Raw genomic sequence first — 16,658 nt, 5'->3', positions numbered from 1 at the left:
AATGTGGGAGGGGGCTTGCCCCCCTCCCACATTTGGATTGGGTCAGTTCAGGACTTCACTGAGCGGGATGAAGTTGACCCGATCGCCGATCGCCAGCGTCGTGCCTTCCAACACCTCGACAAACCCCTCCGCCCACGCCGCGCTGCGCAGCACACCGGAGCTCTGGTTGCGGTAGATGATCGCCTTGCCCTGTTCGATGCGACCACGCAGGTACTCGCGACGGTTGCCAGGTTTAGGCCAGGTGAAGCCCACCGGTACTTCGAAACGCAACGGCTCGACATCCTGCACACCTTGGCGGCGCAGCAGATAAGGCCGGGCCAACAGCGCAAAGGTCACCAGCGTCGACGCCGGATTGCCTGGCAGGCCGATCACCGGCACGCCACGAAAATGCCCGAACGTCAGCGGCTTGCCCGGTTTGATCGCCAGTTTCCACAGGGCCAGTTCGCCCTCTTCGCGCAGGGCAATGCCGAGGAAATCCGCCTCGCCCACCGACACGCCGCCGGTCGACAGGATCAGGTCGACACTGCCCAGGTCGCCCAGGCGCGTACGGGTTTGCTCAAGGTCGTCGGGCAGGATGCCGGCGTCGATCACTTCACAGCCAATACGGGTCAACCACGAGCACAGCACCCGCCGATTGCTGTTGTAGATCTGTCCCGGCCCCAGTGGCAGGCCCGGCTCGATCAATTCGTCACCGGTGGACAGCACCGCCACACGCGGGCGGCGCACCACGTCCAGGCGGTCACGACCCAGGGAGGCGGCAAGTCCGAGTTCAATCGGACCCAGGCGCGTACCTGCCGACAAAACCAGCTCGCCTGCAGTGGTTTCCTGGCCTTGTGGACGGATGTTCTGGTCGAGGTGCAGGGGTTCGGTGAAGCTCACGCGCTCGTCGGCATGGACCACAGCGTTTTCCTGCATCTCCACGCAGTCGGCGCCTTCGGGTACCGGGGCGCCGGTAAAGATGCGCGCGCAGGTGCCCGCAGCCAAGGGTTGCGGCGCCTGGCCTGCGAAGATGCGCTGACTGACCACCAGGGGCTCGCCGGTCCAGTCCGACAGACGCACGGCATAGCCGTCCATGGCGCTGTTCGGCCAGGGTGGCAGGTCGAGGGTGGAGACCAGGTCCAAGGCCAATACACGCCCGTCGCAGTGCGCAAGGGGCAAGGTTTCCTGCTCGCGGATCGGTGCGGCTTCGGCCATGGCCAGCAGTTGCGCCAACGCGTCCTCCACCGGCATCAGGGCGCCGGTCTTGCCCGGCTTACCCACGGGATTCACAAGGCTCGGCCTGTTTCAGGTGCGGGACGAAGTTGCATGGGCGGTGACGGTTGTCCAATTGCTCGGCGAGGATACCGTCCCAACCGGTGCGCACGGCATTGGTGGAACCTGGAAGGCAGCACACCAGGGTGCCATTGGCCAGGCCGGCCAGGGCGCGGGACTGCACCGTAGAGGTGCCGATGTCCGCCACGGAGATCTGGCGGAACAGTTCGCCAAAACCATCGACCTGCTTGTCCAGCAGGCAGCTCACGGCTTCGGGGGTGCTGTCACGGCCGGTAAAGCCGGTGCCGCCGGTGATCAGCACGACTTGCACCACGTCTTCGGCGATCCAGTGGGCGACCTGGGCGCGGATCTTGTAGAGGTCGTCCTTGAGCAGCACGCGTTCGGCCAGGTTATGGCCGGCAGCGGTGAGGCGGTCGACAAAGACCTGGCCGGAGGTATCGGTGTCGAGGGTGCGGGTGTCGCTGACGGTCAATACAGCGATATTCAGGGGTACGAAGGGCGCATCTGCCTTGGCTTTCATGGCACGGTCCGGTTGTCGAAGGAACAGCCCGATGTTATATCACAGCCCCCCCTTTTACTGCCGCTGCGGAACCGCCATGCCTATCGATTCATCATCACTCCCCTGTTCGGTCTTGCTGCTGTCCGGTGGGCGTGGCCAGCGTATGGGCGGCCAGGACAAAGGCCTGCTGGAATGGCATGGCCAGCCCTTGATCGCCCATCTGCAGCGCCTGGTGCGGCCGCTGACGGATGACCTGATCATCTCGTGCAACCGCAATCCGCAACGCTACGCCGCGTACGCCGACCAACTGGTGAACGACGACAGCCCGGACTTTCCCGGCCCGCTTGCCGGTATCCGCGCGGGACTCGCGGCAGCACATCACATGCACCTGCTGATATTGCCGTGCGATGTGCCGCATATCGACGCACGACTGATCAACGACCTGTGTGTGACCGCACGGCGCAACCCGCTGCTGCCGGTGATGGTGCGCCATGGTGAATTCTGGGAACCCCTGATCTGCATCCTCCCCACCGCCCTGCGGGACGCGGTGGAAAACGCCTGGCACGCCGGTGAACGCAGCCCGCGCAAGCTCTTCCTGCAACTGGGCGGCGTGGGCCTGGAGTGCCCGGCGGATGACCCGCGCCTGGCCAACCTTAATACGCCGGAGCTGTTACAGACGCGCCCGGGCGTGTCAGAATGAACCTCGCACCTGGAACTTTGTCGACGCCATGAGCGTCACAAGGTCAGCTATTCAAAAGAATTATCTCGGAGACAAACTCATGACTCAACGGACCATCGCCGCTCTCATGCTTGCACTGGGCCTCGCCACCCTCGCCGGTTGTGCCTCGCCGACAGTGATCACCCTGAATGACGGTCGCGAAATCCAGGCCGTCGACACCCCTAAATACAACGAAGATTCGGGTTTCTACGAATTCGAACAGCTTGACGGCAAGCGCACCCGCATCAACAAAGATCAGGTTCGCACCGTCAAAGACTTGTAAGTCTTAGCGTTTGCCATCAAGGCCCGCCTCGCGCGGGCCTTGTCGTTTCTGGCAGTTACCAGTCGAGGGTGATCTGGCTGCGCAAGTTGCGCTCGACACCTGTGACCGGGTCGATAAACCGTACGCCCTGGGCCAACAGTTTGAGGGGGTTGGCGTAATCGTCCACGGCGTCCTTGATCACGTCCGGGTAGAACGGGTCGTTGCAGATACTCGCACCGAGTGCGGTCATGTGCACACGCAACTGGTGTTTCTTGCCGGTTACGGGAAACAGGCCATAGCGCCATAGATCGCCGTTTTTTTCGCGCACTTCCACCGCCGTTTCGGTGTTACTCGCGCCAGGCCCTTCCTGCATGCGAAAGAACGGCTCGCCATCGACAAGGCGGCTTTTATGCACCAGGGGGAACGTCAGGTTCGGCAGGGCCGGAGCGATGGCTTCGTAGAACTTGTCGATCTGGCGTGTGGGAAACAGTTGCTGATACGCCGAGCGGCTGGCCGGGTTGGCCGAGAACAGCACCAGCCCCGCCGTATGCCGGTCGATGCGGTGCAGGGGCACCAGCGATGGGTTATCCAACTGGCGAATCAAGCGCCGCAGCAGCGTTTGCTCGACGTATTCACCGGCGGGGGTCACGGGCAGGAAGTGCGGTTTGTCAGCGACCACCAAGTGCTCGTCGGCGTACAGGATGGTTTCCTGCACCGGGATGACTTTCTCGTTGGGCACTTCGCGGAAGTAATAGATGCACAGGCCTTCCTTGTAGACCAAGTCCAGCCTGATGGGGCTGCCGTTGATGTCCAGCACCCTGCCACGGGCGATGCGGTCAAGCCACTGTCCACGGCCGATCGCCGGGAAGTGCTCGCAGAGGCAATCGAGCACCGTCGCCCAAGGACCGGGCGGCAAATACAGGGTGCTGGCTTGGTGCTCGGAGGCGATAAAAACGGAAGTGGACATGAAATGCTCGAAGCCTGGGAAAACCGGCGGGCATTATCCCGCATCGGGCGGGCTTGAGCCTAGGGCGGATCTCAAGCCTTGGCCAGCTCCGCCCGCAGAATCGGCGAGGCACTGGCGGCCTCGGTGAATTCCTTGAGCCAGCGCAGCACGTCCACCGCTTCCCAGCGGCCTGGATCGTACAACGCGTACAACAAGCCCTGGTAACCCACCACATCCAATTGCTTGTGGTAACCGGCACGCTGGAACAGCGCCTCGATCTCGGCAAAGCAGGTATTGAAATGCACCTTGTTAAAAGGCGTCTTGCCTTCTGTGACCAGGCCATCGAGGCGCAGCTCGTTCACCGCGTCGCGCACGACATCGGCGGACATGCGATTGACGCTGCTTTTCAGTTGTTCAACATTCACCACGGGCGTTCCCTCTACTCAATCGCTGTACAAACATACAGTAACTTAATATTTGGAAACCTGCCATCGCATAAACTCAACGAAGGAAGGCCACGACCTGTTGTGAGTCAAATGGCCAATCCAGTTCCGCCCCGGTGTCCACTCTGCGAAGTACCGGAATCCGCAGGCCGTAGGCTTCGGTCAGGTCGTCGGGGTCGGCGATATCCACCAGTTCCACCAACAACCCGTGTTCGACGAGCGGCATGATTTCGGCTTCGGCGATTTCACACAGATGGCAACCCAGGGTGCCGAATAGCTGGCATTCAGGAAGCATGACGAATGGACCTGATCAGAAAGTAGGCCAACATTCTAAGCCTGACGAAAATCTGTGGCGAGAAACCAGCCCCCAAAAACCCTGACCCAGGTCACCATGGCCTATAACTGTTTCAGCGATTCTCGCGGCTTTTTGCCTGCCCCCTTGCAACGGAGATGCGTGTGTTTGCCAACCTGCTGATCATTCTGGCCTCATCCCTGGTGGTGATTGCGCTGTTTCGCCGGCTGCAGCTGCCGCCGGTGCTGGGCTACCTCTGCGTCGGCCTGGCCGTAGGCCCCACCGCGCTGGACTGGGTGAATGACAGCGAAGAGCTGCCCGACCTCGCCGAACTGGGCGTGGTGTTCCTGCTGTTCTCCCTGGGCCTGGAGTTCTCCCTGACCAAGATGCTCGCCCTGCGCCGCGTGGTGTTTGGCCTGGGCAGTTTGCAGGTATTGGGCTGCGGGGCGCTGCTGGGCATCTTGTTGATGATCCTGGGTGTGGCGCCAGGCGTCGCGTTGTTACTGGGCGCAGGGCTGGCGCTGTCATCCACGGCCATCGTCAGCAAGGAGTTGACCAGCCTCGGTGAAATCTTCAGCAGCCATGGCCAGAACGCGATTGGCGTGTTGCTGTTCCAGGATGTGGTAGCGGTGCTGTTGCTGACCCTGGTGCCGGTGTTTGCCGGCACCGGTGAACAAGCCTGGTACTGGGCGCTGCCACTGACCCTGGGCAAGACCGTGGTGTTGTTTGTCGGCTTGCTGCTCGCCAGTCGCTGGTTGTTGCCGCGCTTGTTTCATGAAGTCGCCGCCTCCCATTCGGCCGAGTTGTTCGTACTGCTGGCGCTGGTGATTGTGTTGCTGACCGCCTGGCTCACCCACCTGCTGGGGCTCTCCCCTGCCCTCGGCGCGTTCCTGGCCGGCATGCTGTTGGGAGAAAGCCACTACCGCCATCAGATCGAGGCAGATATCCGTCCGTTTCGCGACATCCTGCTGGGGCTGTTTTTCGTCAGCATCGGTATGCTGATCGACCTGCAACTGTTCGTCAGCCACAGCCTGTTGATCCTCGCCCTGACCCTCACCCTGATGCTGGTCAAGGGCTGTGTGGTCGCCGCGCTGGTCAAGCTGCGCGGCAGCGACAGCGAAACCGCCTGGCGCAGCGGCCTGGCGCTGGCCCAGGGCGGCGAGTTCTGCTTTGCATTGATGGCACAGATGCAACAGAGCCGGTTGATCCCGGATGAATTCAACGGCTTGCTGCTCGCCGCCACCTTCTGCTCGATGCTACTGACGCCGCTGCTGCTGCGTGCCGCGCCGGGCATTGCCCTGCGCCTGCACCGCAAGCCCAACCAGCAAGTACAACTGGAAGCCATCACCGCGCTCAACGCCGAGCTGCACGGTCACGCGGTGATCTGCGGCTATGGTCGCGTCGGCCAATCCATCGGGCGCTTTCTGCGCCAGGAACAACAGGCATTCATCGCTCTGGATGACGACCCGGAACGGGTACAGGAAGCCGCCACCGAAGACAGCAGCGTGCACTACGGTGATTGCCGGCGTGGCGCCTTGCTCAGTGCGGTCGGCCTGGAACGCGCGCGGTTGGTGGTGATTGCGGTGGACAACACCGATGTCGCGCTGGTGGTGTTGAAGGAAGCACGCCGGATCAACACCGAAGTGCCGATCCTGGTGCGCACCCGCGATGACAGCCAACTGGCTGAACTGAAGGCCGCAGGCGCCAGCGAAGTGGTGCCCGAACTGTTGGAGTCAAGCCTGATGCTCGCCTCCCACGCCCTGATCCTGCTGGGCCTGCCGGACCAACAGGTGCAGGCGCGGGTTGACGATGTGCGACACAACCGCTACCGCCTGCTGCACGGTTTTTATCGCCAGGCAGACGAGCCGATCAATCCTGACTGACCGCGCCGATCTTGTGGATCGACAGGTCCGCGCCGTAATACTCCTCTTCCTGGCTCAGGCGCAGCCCGTGCACGCGCTTGATCACGCCGTACACCAGCAGGCCACCGACCAGCGCGACCAGCACACCAAGGGCAGTGCCGATCAGTTGGCTGACCAGGCTGACACCGCCCAGGCCCCCCAATGCCGTCTGGCCGAAGATGCCGCAGGCAATGCCACCCCACACGCCGCACAGGCCGTGCAGCGGCCACACGCCCAGCACGTCGTCGATCTTCCAGCGATCCTGGGCGGCGATAAAGAACCACACGAACAAACCACCGGCGACTGCGCCAGTGACCAGTGCGCCCACCGGGTGCATCAGGTCGGAACCCGCACAGATGGCCACCAGCCCGGCCAGCGGGCCGTTATGCAGGAAACCCGGATCGTTGCGGCCGATGATCAAAGCCGCGACGGTGCCGCCAACCATGGCCATCAGCGAGTTGACCGCCACCAGGCCACTGACGCCATTCAACGTTTGCGCACTCATCACGTTGAAACCAAACCAGCCGACAATCAGGATCCACGACCCCAATGCCAGGAACGGAATGCTCGACGGCGCGAACGCCACCAGGCGCCCTTCGCGGTAGCGCCCGTTGCGCGGGCCAAGCAGCAACACCGCCGCCAGCGCCAGCCAGCCGCCCATGGCGTGGACCACCACGGAGCCGGCGAAATCATGGAAGCTGGCGCCGAAGGTTGCGAGCAGCCAAGCCTGCAGGCCGAAATTGCCGTTCCACACCACGCCTTCGAAAAACGGGTAGATAAACGCCACGATCAACGCGGTTGCGCAGAGTTGCGGCGCAAACCGTGCACGCTCGGCAATCCCCCCGGAAATGATCGCCGGGATTGCTGCCGCGAAGGTCAGCAAGAAGAAGAACTTCACCAGGCCGTAGCCATGGTCGGCGCTGATCACCGCCGCCGGTTGCATGAAGCTCACCCCGTAGGAGATCCAATAGCCTATAAAGAAATAGGCCAAGGTGGAGATGGCGAAGTCGCTGAGGATCTTCGACAGGGCGTTGACCTGGTTCTTCTGGCGCACCGTGCCGACTTCGAGGAACGCGAAGCCAGCGTGCATGGCCAGGACCATGACCGCACCGATCAGGATAAACAGGGTGTTGGAGCTGTGGACAAGCGTGTCCACTGCACTTTGCACATTTTCCATGGAAGTTGGCAGGCCTGCAGTAGGGCAAAAAGCACCAAAGCGGTTCAAGCCCGGGTTGCGCGCACTAAATTGGCACCGCCGGTCCCGCCCCTCTGCAGAGGGCATGAACCGATTTAGCGCAGCGATCAACACAACAGGCCGTTGCCGACAGGGTTTTTCCGCGAGTTTCAGTTATTTAGGGTAAGGTTTTTCAAGGCTTCCTGCCCCACCGCCCGGATTCGGCGCAGGCCCCGGGGCCTGCGCACCAAGGCAAAGCAAAAGCTGTACCACACAATTGCACTGAACCTTCACCGACGCCGGTGACTCGAAACCACTAAGTACAAAACAGCCCATCACGGAGATAACCATGGCCAGAAGAACTGCAAAGACTGCTCAAGAAATATTGATGGCGGATTTTCAAACCCTGGTGACTGATACCGAAAGGTTGCTGGACGACACCAAAGTGCTCGCCGGTGACCAGGCTGATGAGCTACGGGCCAAGATCCACGATACCCTGCTCCAGGCCCGCGAAACCCTCAAGCAGACTGAAGACTCGCTGCGTGAACGCGGCCAGGCGGCGGTCACTGCGACTGAAGATTACGTGCAAGCCAACCCTTGGCAGTCGGTGGGCATTGCCGCCGGCGTGGGCTTTCTGATCGGCCTGCTGGCCACAAGGCGCTAATCATGTCTATCGGCGAAACCGGCTCGTCCACGGGGACGACTTCAAGGCGCCTGGGCGCAGCCGTGCTGGGCTTGCTGCACAGCCACGTCGAGTTGTTCGGCATCGAATTGCAGGAACAGAAGGCTCGCACCGTCAGCCTGCTGCTGTTTGCCGGCCTGGCGCTGGTGTTTGCACTCCTGTTGCTGGTGGGGTTGTCGACACTGGTGATGATCCTGGTCTGGGACACCGGCTACCGCCTGACCGGAATCATCTGCCTCTGCGTGTTCTACAGCCTGGCCGCAGCCTTTTGCGGGGTACGCTTGAAAGCGGCGGTGTTCGATGAATCCACGCCATTCCACGCCACCCTCGAAGAGCTGGCCAATGACCGGGAGCGTCTGCTGCCATGAGCCTGACTGAAATGCCAAAAAACACGTCACGGCGGGAAATGCGTAAAGCGTTGATCAGGCTGCGCATGGAAATGCACCGTCAGGAAATCCGCCACGAGTCCCAGCAACTGATGCTGCCGTTGAACAAGGTGCGCAACCTGGGCAGTAACTGGCAGGACAGCCTTGGCATCAAGCACGCGCCGCTGTGGGGCGTGGCTGCGGTGACGCTGATGGGCTTTTTCACCGGCAAAGGTGCCAAGGGCGGCGGTATCAGCAGCCTGACACGCCTGGTGCGTCTCGGTGCCGGGTTGATCCCGCTGATCAAATTGGCCATGCAGGGCACTTCGCGCAAAAGTTGAGCCTGGCTGGCTGCATTCTTGCTAACAGAATCGGCCCGGCCCTCGTTTTCGAGGGCCGGGCCTTTTTTCAGCCACCTCGCTTAAGGAGGCCCCGTGATCGACGGGCAACCGCTCGCCTGCTTCCAGCCTTTTATCGATACCGCCACCGGCCGCATCGCCGGTGTCGAGGCCCTCGGCCGCCTGCGCCAGGCCGACGGGCGCCTGCAATCGGTGGGGCCGCTGTTCGCCGACCCGCGCACCCCAGGCGTGACCTTGCGCCGTCTCGATCGGCAGATTCGCGACAATGCCCTGAGCCGCTTGCATGAAGCACCCGCCGACTGGTTCCTGAGCCTGAACATCTCGCCGCGCTGGATCAACCGCCTGCGTCCGGGCCAAGCCCTGCCGAGCCTGAAACAGATTCACAGCCATGGTGTCGACCCGCGACGGATCGTGTTCGAGATCACCGAACTGGGTGGCGACATCCAGCGCCTGGCTGACGTGGTCGCGCGTTACCGCGAGGCCGGTGCGCGTATCGCCATCGATGACTTCGGCGCCGGCTATTCCCAGCTCGACCGGGTGCTGGCATTGCAACCAGACATTCTCAAGCTGGACATGCGCCTGTTCCAGGAAGCCGCCCGCGGCGGGCCGAGCAGCGAAGTGGTGCGGGCGCTGGCGCAGATGGCCGAGAAAACCGGCTGCTGGATCATTGCCGAAGGCGTGGAAACCGAAGCACAGTTGAGCTTCGCCCTGGAGTGCGGCTCGCGTTATGTGCAGGGCTATCTGTTTGCCCAGGCACAGTTGGACTGGTTTGCCGCCGACGCCTTCGTGCCGCGTTTTGCAGAGTTGCGCACCGCCTACGTTCAGCAAAAACTGGCGGAACGCGGGCGCATCATGCAATTGCGCCAGCAATTGGCCGAGCTGATGAAAATCCTACAAACCTGGGCCCAGGCACAGGCGCCGCTGAGCCAATTGCCCCAACTGCCGGCGTTCCCCTGGCTGCTGCGCTTCTACCAATGCGACCGACACGGCACTCAGCTGACGCCCAATTTCGAATGGCGCCAGGACGCCTGGCAGGCCGACAGCCTTTATCTGGGCCATAACTGGTCGTGGCGCCCGTATTTCTATCACCTGTTGGCCGAAGGGTGGGACGAGCGTCGTCTGACCCTCTCCTCGACCTACCGCGACGCGACCACCAACCAGTATTGCCTCACCGCCGGACAGTTCTTTGATAACGGTCAGCGTTTGCTGTTAATCGATATCGACGCGGCCGGGCTGTAGATTTTCGCTTGCCCAGCCCGCGCTGAACCGGGAAGCTGGGAGGGTCATTCACCGCACGGAGAGTACCCGCCTTGGATTGGCCCACCCTGCTGACTCGCGAACGTCTAGGCAAACCGCTGCACAGCCCGGAAGAACTGGGCCGTAGCCCGTTCCACAAAGACCATGACCGTATTATCTTCTCTGGCGCATTTCGCCGCCTGGGCCGCAAGACCCAAGTGCACCCGGTCTCCAGCAACGACCACATTCACACCCGCCTGACCCATTCCCTGGAGGTGAGCTGCGTAGGCCGCTCCCTCGGCATGCGCGTCGGCGAAACGTTGCGCAGCGCCCTGCCCGACTGGTGCGACCCGAGCGACCTGGGCATGGTGGTGCAATCGGCCTGCCTGGCCCATGACATCGGCAACCCCCCGTTCGGGCACTCCGGCGAAGACGCCATCCGCCATTGGTTCCAGCAGGCCGCAGGCCGCGGTTGGCTGGATGACATGAGCAGCGCCGAGCGTAATGACTTCCTCAATTTCGAAGGCAACGCCCAAGGCTTCCGCGTGCTCACCCAGCTTGAATATCACCAGTTCGACGGTGGCACGCGGTTGACCTACGCCACCCTGGGCACTTACCTGAAATACCCTTGGACCGCCCGCCACGCCGACTCCCTGGGCTACAAGAAACACAAGTTCGGCTGTTACCAGAGCGAACTGCCGATCCTCGAGCAGATCGCCCACAAGCTCGGCCTGCCGCAACTCGAAGAACAGCGCTGGGCCCGGCATCCGCTGGTGTATCTGATGGAGGCAGCAGATGACATCTGCTACGCCCTGATCGACCTGGAAGACGGCCTGGAAATGGAGTTGCTGGAGTACACCGAGGTCGAGTCGCTGCTGCTGGACCTGGTAGGCGATGACCTGCCGCAGACCTATCGCCAACTCGGCGCGCAGGACTCCCGGCGGCGCAAGCTGGCGATCCTGCGGGGCAAGGCTATCGAACACCTGACCAACGCGGCCGCGCGGGCCTTTGTCGAACAACAGGATGCCTTGCTCGCCGGTACCCTGCCCGGCGACCTGGTGGAGCACATGCACGGCCCGGCCAAGCGTTGCGTGCTGGACGCCAAGGACATGGCGCGCAAGAAGATCTTCCAGGACAAGCGCAAGACATTGCATGAAATCGGCGCCTACACCACCTTGGAAATTCTGCTGAACGCCTTTTGCGGCGCAGCCCTGGAGCAGCATGGCGGGCGTACGCCGTCGTTCAAGAATCGGCGCATTCTCGACCTGCTGGGTAACAACGCGCCAAATCCCCAATGGCCTTTGCACGCCTCGTTCCTGCGCATGATCGACTTCATCGCCGGCATGACCGACAGCTATGCCACCGAAATGGCCCGGGAAATGACCGGGCGCTCCAGTCCCCAATGACGAGTACGATCAAGCCGCCTGTTATCCGAGAGGAATCGACCTACGAAGGGAACAGAGCGGCCTGATCGAATTCGCACAGGCACCTGCTGAATAATCACGCACGCTCCGGGCGACCCAGGCGAACAGTTCCTACGCGCCCTCCATCGACGCTTGACTCACCGTGTGCCCCCAATGCCCAGTTATCCGCTTCGTATCCTGCTGGTGGAGGATCATCCCTTTCAACTCCTCGCCACCCAGTGCCTGCTCAGAAGCTTCGGCTTTGCACGGGTAACCCCGGCCGAGAACGCCGAACAGGCTATCTGTTTGATGTCGCGGGCCGAGATACCCTTCGACATCATCCTGTGCGATCAATGCCTGCCCGACCTGCCGGGACTCGAGCTGATTGAAATCGCCAGTCGCCGACGCTTTACCACAACTGCCATCCTCCTGAGCGGACTGCCCGCGACAGAACTCGCGGCCCTGATCGCCCAAGCGGTGGACCGTGGCCTGCCATTGCTCGGCTATTTGTCAAAGCCGCTGAACAAAGATGAGCTGGCACGTTTGATCTGCCCATTACTCAGATCGCACATGTAGGATTTTAAACGTCAGGGCCCGAAGAAAAAGCTCTGTGCCGAGCCAGCTAATTCTATAGCGGCACCATTTAATTCATTCACCTCACAAGCGCAGGCATATCACTTCGCACAGCCTGAGCAACGTGTAGGTATTTACCTTTTTTAATGTAGGAACTTTCCTGTTTTATATCTACTCCCCCCTGAGCTCATGCTCCTGCCTCCCCTTCTGAGCTAATGTGCCCGCTTTATTTGCACTTGCACGGAATGTGATCATGAACTCAGTTTTTATTATCGATGACCACCCGGTTATACGGCTTGCCATCCGAATGTTGTTGGAACACGAAGGTTACAAAGTGGTGGGAGAAACAGACAACGGATGCGATGCCATACAAATGGTCCGCGAATGCTTGCCTGACCTCATCATCCTCGATATCAGCATCCCCAAGCTCGACGGGCTCGAGGTGCTCTGCCGGTTCAATGCCATGAACACGCAGATGAAAACCCTGATCCTGACGGCCCAATCCCCCACCTTGTTCGCCACACGCTGCATGCGCTCGGGCGCCGACGGCTACGTGTGCAAGGAAGGCGACCTGAGCGAATTGCTGAGTGCCATCCGCGCGGTGTTGTCCGGCTACAACTACTTCCCCAGCCAGGCGCTGAACAGCAGCGGTGCAGACGGCGTCGAGTCCCAGGAACTTGAACTGTTCAAGAACGTCAACGACCGCGAACTTATGGTTTTGCAACTTTTTGCACAAGGCCGCACCAACAAGGAAATTGCAAAAGGTATGTTTCTGAGCAACAAAACAGTAAGCACTTACAAAAAGAGGCTGATGCAAAAACTTCAAGCCAAATCCTTGGTAGAACTTATCGAGATGGCAAAACGAAACGCGCTAGTGTGAGAAAGCGGATGCCCAGGCGTATAAAGGACTATCTGATTATATTGAGTGCCGGTTTGTGCTTCAGCACCGCCGTGCTCGCGAACCATCAAACGGGCCCGGAACATTTCACCTTGTTGAGCCGTGCAGGCTCCGTTCAACTGGAAACAAACCTTAACAAGACCCAGCGCCAATGGCTGCAAAACAAGCGCGAACTGGTGTTGGGCACTGCGGCCCCTGACTATCCTCCATTCGACCTCACGTCCAGCGGTCGCGACTACGAAGGACTTACCGCTGATTACGCCGGCCTGTTGGCCAAGGCGCTGGCCTTGCCAGTGAAGGTACTGCGCTACCCTTCCCGTGAAGCGGCCATCCGTGCGCTCGAAATCGGGGATATCGATTTACTGGGCTCCTCCAACGGCTTCGAGGCGGCGAACCCGAATCTCACGCTGTCCGAACCCTATGCCGTCGACCAACCGGTGCTGGTCACCCGCGAAGGTGAAACCCGCAGCCTGAACGATGGCCTGGCCGGCATGCGCCTGGCCCTGGTCTACCACTACCTGCCCTTGGCGGAAGTGGAAAAGCTGTACCCCAAGGCAATCATCCGTGCCTACCCCTCTTATCAAAATGCCCTGAATGCGGTGGCGTTCGACCAGGCAGACGTCTTCCTTGGCGATACCATTTCCACCCATTACATGATCAACAAGGGTTACCTGAAGAACATCCGCATGGCCAACTTCGGTAAACACGAAGCCTACGGGTTCAGCTTCGCCATGTCCCAACATCAACGCACCCTCTTGAGTATTGTCGACGCGGTTCTGACCACCGTGCCCATGAACGAACGGGAAATGATCGCCAAGCGCTGGAGTGCCGGCAGCGACATCTTGCTGTCCGACCAGAAGCTGCAACTGACCCAACGTGAAGAGCGCTGGTTGAAAGACCATCCGGTAGTCAAGGTGGTCGTGAATGAAACCTTCGCACCACTGACCTTTTTCGATGCCGATGGCAACTTCCGCGGCATCACCGCCGACCTGCTGGAATTGGTCCGCCTGCGCACCGGGCTGCGCTTCGAGATCCAGCGCGAACGCGACGTCAACGCAATGATCGAGCAGGTGGACACCGGCAAGGCCGACATCATCGGTGCCATCGTGCCCAGCGCCGAGCGGGAGGCGCAACTGAACTTCAGCCGCCCCTACCTGGAAAACTCCTATGTCCTGCTGACACGCAAAGAACCCAATGCACCCTCGAACCTGGAGCAGATGGCCGGCAAACGCCTGGCAATCACGCCAGGCAATCCTCTGGAGGCTATTCTTCGTCGCGATTTTCCCCAGGTCCAACTGGTCAAAGCCAGCGACACCTTCAAGGCTTCGGAACTGTTGGCCCAGGGACACGTGGAAGGCGCGGTGAACTCCCTGGTAGTCGCCAACTACTTCCTGTCGTCCCAGGTGTTCCAGGACAAGCTGCAGATGAGCACGAGCATCGGCACCTTCCCGGCCACGTTTGCCCTGGCCACATCCCGTAGCGCCACCGAACTCAGCTCGATTCTCGACAAGGCCTTGTTGAGCATCGCTCCGGATGAACTGGGGGTGATCAACAGCCGCTGGCGGGGCTACACCGCCGCCTCCGACAGTTATTGGCGCAACTACCACCAACTGATAGCCCGTATCATCATCGGCACCGGGCTGCTACTGCTGATCTCCCTGGCCTGGAACGCCTACATGCGCCGTCAGATCAAGCACCGCAAGATGGCCGAGCGTGCCCTCAACGATCAGTTCGAATTCATGCGCGCGCTGGTCAATGAAACCCCGCACCCCATCTATGTGCGCGATCGTAAAGGCCTGCTGCAGACATGCAATGACAGCTACCTGCAAGTGTTCGAAGTCAAACGGGAGGACGTGATCGGCAAAAGTGCCCTGCAGATGAGCGAAGCCCTCGAGACGGACGCGGAGCAGTACCATGCCGACTACCAGCGGGTAATGGCCGAAGGTAACCCGCTGATCCTGGACCGCACCCTGCATATTCGCGGGAAGAAACTGACGATCTATCATTGGATTCTGCCCTACCGCGACTCTACCGGGGAGGTGCAGGGAATCATCGGTGGCTGGATTGACATCAGCGAGCGCCGCCAATTGTTCGATGAGATCCGCGCGGCCAAAGAGCGCGCCGACGAAGCCAATCGGGCCAAGAGCACCTTCCTCGCTACCATGAGCCATGAAATACGCACGCCGATGAACGCGGTGATCGGCATGCTGGAGCTGACCCTCAAACGCGCCGACCATGGCCACCTGGATCGCCCGGCCATCGAAGTTGCCTACAACTCGGCCAAGGATCTGCTGGAGCTGATCGGCGATATCCTGGACATCGCACGTATCGAATCCGGCCGCCTGAGCCTGGCGCCGGAACGGGTCAACCTGCGCGAGGTGATCGAGTCGGTGGTGCGTGTCTTCGACGGCCTGGCGCGCCAGAAAACCCTCAGCCTGTCCCTAGAGTTCAAGCCCGACCAGGACGACACCGAAGTCCTGATCGACCCGCTGCGCTTCAAGCAGGTGCTGTCGAACCTGATCAGCAATGCCATCAAGTTCACCGAACGTGGCCAGGTAAAAATCCGCGTCGAAGTATTGCGCACCGAACTGGCGCAACAGGTCGAGATGAAGCTGGTGGTGGAGGATACCGGGATAGGTATCAGCCGCGACGATCAGAAACGCCTGTTCGAACCCTTTGCCCAGGCCGACAATTCCGGGCAGCTCGCCAGGAGCGGCGCGGGCCTGGGGCTAGTGATCTGCCGCAGCCTGTGCGCAATGATGGGGGGAGAACTGAGCCTGAGCAGCGTGCCCATGGTGGGCACCCAGGTGCATGTCAACCTGCGAATGCCGCGACTGCTGCCGGAACAGGCAGCCGATGAACAGAAACCCGAGAAGCCCGCAACCACGCCGGTACTCAATGTGCTGGTGGTGGACGACCATCCCGCCAACCGCTTGCTGATGTGCCAGCAACTGGGCTACCTGGGCCACCAGTTCACGGCAGCCCAGAATGGCGCAGCCGGTTTCCAGGCCTGGCGCCAGGAACGCTTCGACCTGGTCATCGCCGACTGCAACATGCCTATCATGAATGGCTACGAGTTGAGTCGTTCGATCCGCGAATACGAACAGCGCGAGCAACTGCCACCGTGCGTGGTGCTTGGGTTTACCGCCAATGCACAGCCTGAAGAGAAACAACGCTGTGCTCAGGCCGGTATGAACGATTGCCTGTTCAAACCCATCAGCCTCACGACTCTGGAGCGACAACTGGCGCAGATCGCCCCTCAAACAGTGGAGTTGCACCTGGACCTTGGCAACTTCGAGGCCTTGACCGGCGGCGACCCACAGCTGAATAGGCGACTGCTGGAGGAGCTGTTGAGCAGCAGCCGGAACGATCGCCAGGCACTGACCGCACTGATAACCGCACACGCCCCGCTTCAGGAGATCATTGAGCAGGCCCACAAGATCAAGGGTGCAGCCCGTATTGTTCAGGCGGCCTCATTGGCCGGGCAGTGTGAAGCCCTCGAACAGGCGTGTGCCCGTGGCGATGACTGGACGTTAATCGAGGCGGGTGCGAAAACCCTGGAAAAGTTCATGTTGGAACTGGAAAGGTTGCTGCAAGTGCAGCTCCACAGCCTAGAGGGTCAGTAAGGGGCATTG

Annotated in this window: 17 protein-coding genes; 11 read left to right on the top strand and 6 right to left on the bottom strand. The window is 61.0% G+C overall.

The window, feature by feature from the left end; all coding sequences use genetic code 11:
- Positions 1-42: 42 nt before the first annotated feature.
- A complete protein-coding gene (gene glp / locus BM110_RS26060; protein ID WP_093514412.1) occupies positions 43-1,269 on the bottom strand; it encodes a molybdopterin molybdotransferase MoeA in 1,227 nt (408 codons plus the stop codon).
- On the bottom strand, positions 1,253-1,792 hold the full coding sequence (gene moaB, locus BM110_RS26055; protein ID WP_056857153.1) for a molybdenum cofactor biosynthesis protein B: 540 nt from the start codon (positions 1,790-1,792) through the stop codon (positions 1,253-1,255). The genes glp and moaB overlap by 17 nt, the downstream gene beginning before the upstream one ends.
- Before the next feature lie 76 nt (positions 1,793-1,868).
- Between moaB and mobA the strand changes: the two genes are divergently transcribed.
- The gene (gene mobA, locus BM110_RS26050; protein ID WP_093514411.1) at positions 1,869-2,471 is read left to right on the top strand and encodes a molybdenum cofactor guanylyltransferase MobA; all 603 of its coding nucleotides are present in this window, start codon (positions 1,869-1,871) and stop codon (positions 2,469-2,471) included.
- A 79-nt stretch (positions 2,472-2,550) separates the two neighbouring features.
- On the top strand, positions 2,551-2,772 hold the full coding sequence (locus BM110_RS26045) for a YgdI/YgdR family lipoprotein (protein WP_010211805.1): 222 nt from the start codon (positions 2,551-2,553) through the stop codon (positions 2,770-2,772).
- A gap of 55 nt (positions 2,773-2,827) precedes the next feature.
- On the opposite strand, the gene BM110_RS26040 is transcribed toward BM110_RS26045, so the two are convergent.
- From BM110_RS26040 to BM110_RS26030, 3 genes are all read right to left on the bottom strand, one after another.
- Entirely contained in the window at positions 2,828-3,718 is an 891-nt protein-coding gene (locus BM110_RS26040) for a pseudouridine synthase (protein ID WP_093123258.1), read from the bottom strand.
- A 71-nt stretch (positions 3,719-3,789) separates the two neighbouring features.
- Entirely contained in the window at positions 3,790-4,125 is a 336-nt protein-coding gene (locus BM110_RS26035) for a hypothetical protein (protein ID WP_010565034.1), read from the bottom strand.
- Between the two features lie 73 nt (positions 4,126-4,198).
- Entirely contained in the window at positions 4,199-4,435 is a 237-nt protein-coding gene (locus BM110_RS26030; protein WP_058427940.1) for a glutaredoxin family protein, read from the bottom strand.
- Positions 4,436-4,590: 155 nt separating this feature from the next.
- On the opposite strand from BM110_RS26030, the gene BM110_RS26025 reads away from it, so the two are divergent.
- On the top strand, positions 4,591-6,315 hold the full coding sequence (locus tag BM110_RS26025; RefSeq protein WP_083351560.1) for a cation:proton antiporter: 1,725 nt from the start codon (positions 4,591-4,593) through the stop codon (positions 6,313-6,315).
- On the opposite strand, the gene BM110_RS26020 is transcribed toward BM110_RS26025, so the two are convergent.
- Positions 6,302-7,510, bottom strand: coding sequence for an ammonium transporter (locus BM110_RS26020; protein ID WP_071488501.1), 1,209 nt, complete (start codon positions 7,508-7,510; stop codon positions 6,302-6,304). The two genes, BM110_RS26025 and BM110_RS26020, sit on opposite strands and share 14 nt — an antisense overlap.
- Before the next feature lie 346 nt (positions 7,511-7,856).
- Between BM110_RS26020 and BM110_RS26010 the strand changes: the two genes are divergently transcribed.
- The 8 genes from BM110_RS26010 to BM110_RS25975 all read left to right on the top strand — a co-directional run bounded on the left by BM110_RS26010 (position 7,857) and on the right by BM110_RS25975 (position 16,649).
- A complete protein-coding gene (locus tag BM110_RS26010; RefSeq protein ID WP_012723021.1) occupies positions 7,857-8,171 on the top strand; it encodes an ElaB/YgaM/YqjD family protein in 315 nt (104 codons plus the stop codon).
- A 2-nt stretch (positions 8,172-8,173) separates the two neighbouring features.
- Positions 8,174-8,557 (top strand): phage holin family protein, encoded by a 384-nt coding sequence (locus BM110_RS26005; protein ID WP_012723020.1) that lies wholly within the window; start codon positions 8,174-8,176, stop codon positions 8,555-8,557.
- Entirely contained in the window at positions 8,554-8,895 is a 342-nt protein-coding gene (locus tag BM110_RS26000) for a hypothetical protein (protein WP_092247738.1), read from the top strand. Before BM110_RS26005 ends, BM110_RS26000 begins: the two co-directional genes overlap by 4 nt.
- A 93-nt stretch (positions 8,896-8,988) precedes the next feature.
- On the top strand, positions 8,989-10,152 hold the full coding sequence (locus BM110_RS25995) for an EAL domain-containing protein (RefSeq protein WP_071488502.1): 1,164 nt from the start codon (positions 8,989-8,991) through the stop codon (positions 10,150-10,152).
- Positions 10,153-10,223: 71 nt separating this feature from the next.
- Positions 10,224-11,555 carry a deoxyguanosinetriphosphate triphosphohydrolase gene (locus BM110_RS25990; protein WP_058427944.1) on the top strand — a complete coding sequence of 444 codons (1,332 nt, stop codon included), beginning with the start codon at positions 10,224-10,226 and terminating at the stop codon, positions 11,553-11,555.
- A gap of 171 nt (positions 11,556-11,726) precedes the next feature.
- Positions 11,727-12,128 (top strand): response regulator, encoded by a 402-nt coding sequence (locus tag BM110_RS25985; protein ID WP_093123269.1) that lies wholly within the window; start codon positions 11,727-11,729, stop codon positions 12,126-12,128.
- 250 nt (positions 12,129-12,378) lie between these two features.
- Entirely contained in the window at positions 12,379-13,005 is a 627-nt protein-coding gene (locus BM110_RS25980) for a response regulator transcription factor (RefSeq protein WP_092247732.1), read from the top strand.
- 8 nt (positions 13,006-13,013) lie between these two features.
- Positions 13,014-16,649, top strand: a complete 3,636-nt coding sequence (locus BM110_RS25975) for a transporter substrate-binding domain-containing protein (RefSeq protein ID WP_093123274.1) — start codon at positions 13,014-13,016, stop codon at positions 16,647-16,649.
- The last annotated feature ends 9 nt before the right edge of the window (positions 16,650-16,658 follow it).

The sequence above is a fragment of the Pseudomonas sp. NFPP28 genome (genome assembly GCF_900115535.1).
Lineage (GTDB): Bacteria > Pseudomonadota > Gammaproteobacteria > Pseudomonadales > Pseudomonadaceae > Aquipseudomonas > Aquipseudomonas extremorientalis.
The sequence above is the reverse complement of the archived record's forward strand: the minus strand, read 5'-3'. Positions and strand labels throughout refer to the sequence as shown.

Coding starts and splice junctions, on each gene's coding strand:
- BM110_RS26005 (WP_012723020.1), top strand. CDS start 8,174: ATGTCTATCGGCGAAACCGGCTCGTCCACGGGGACGACTTCAAGGCGC.
- BM110_RS26040 (WP_093123258.1), bottom strand. CDS start 3,718: ATGTCCACTTCCGTTTTTATCGCCTCCGAGCACCAAGCCAGCACCCTG.
- BM110_RS25980 (WP_092247732.1), top strand. CDS start 12,379: ATGAACTCAGTTTTTATTATCGATGACCACCCGGTTATACGGCTTGCC.
- BM110_RS25985 (WP_093123269.1), top strand. CDS start 11,727: ATGCCCAGTTATCCGCTTCGTATCCTGCTGGTGGAGGATCATCCCTTT.
- BM110_RS26020 (WP_071488501.1), bottom strand. CDS start 7,510: ATGGAAAATGTGCAAAGTGCAGTGGACACGCTTGTCCACAGCTCCAAC.
- BM110_RS26000 (WP_092247738.1), top strand. CDS start 8,554: ATGAGCCTGACTGAAATGCCAAAAAACACGTCACGGCGGGAAATGCGT.
- BM110_RS26030 (WP_058427940.1), bottom strand. CDS start 4,435: ATGCTTCCTGAATGCCAGCTATTCGGCACCCTGGGTTGCCATCTGTGT.
- mobA (WP_093514411.1), top strand. CDS start 1,869: ATGCCTATCGATTCATCATCACTCCCCTGTTCGGTCTTGCTGCTGTCC.
- BM110_RS26010 (WP_012723021.1), top strand. CDS start 7,857: ATGGCCAGAAGAACTGCAAAGACTGCTCAAGAAATATTGATGGCGGAT.
- BM110_RS26025 (WP_083351560.1), top strand. CDS start 4,591: ATGCGTGTGTTTGCCAACCTGCTGATCATTCTGGCCTCATCCCTGGTG.
- moaB (WP_056857153.1), bottom strand. CDS start 1,792: ATGAAAGCCAAGGCAGATGCGCCCTTCGTACCCCTGAATATCGCTGTA.
- BM110_RS26045 (WP_010211805.1), top strand. CDS start 2,551: ATGACTCAACGGACCATCGCCGCTCTCATGCTTGCACTGGGCCTCGCC.
- BM110_RS25975 (WP_093123274.1), top strand. CDS start 13,014: ATGCCCAGGCGTATAAAGGACTATCTGATTATATTGAGTGCCGGTTTG.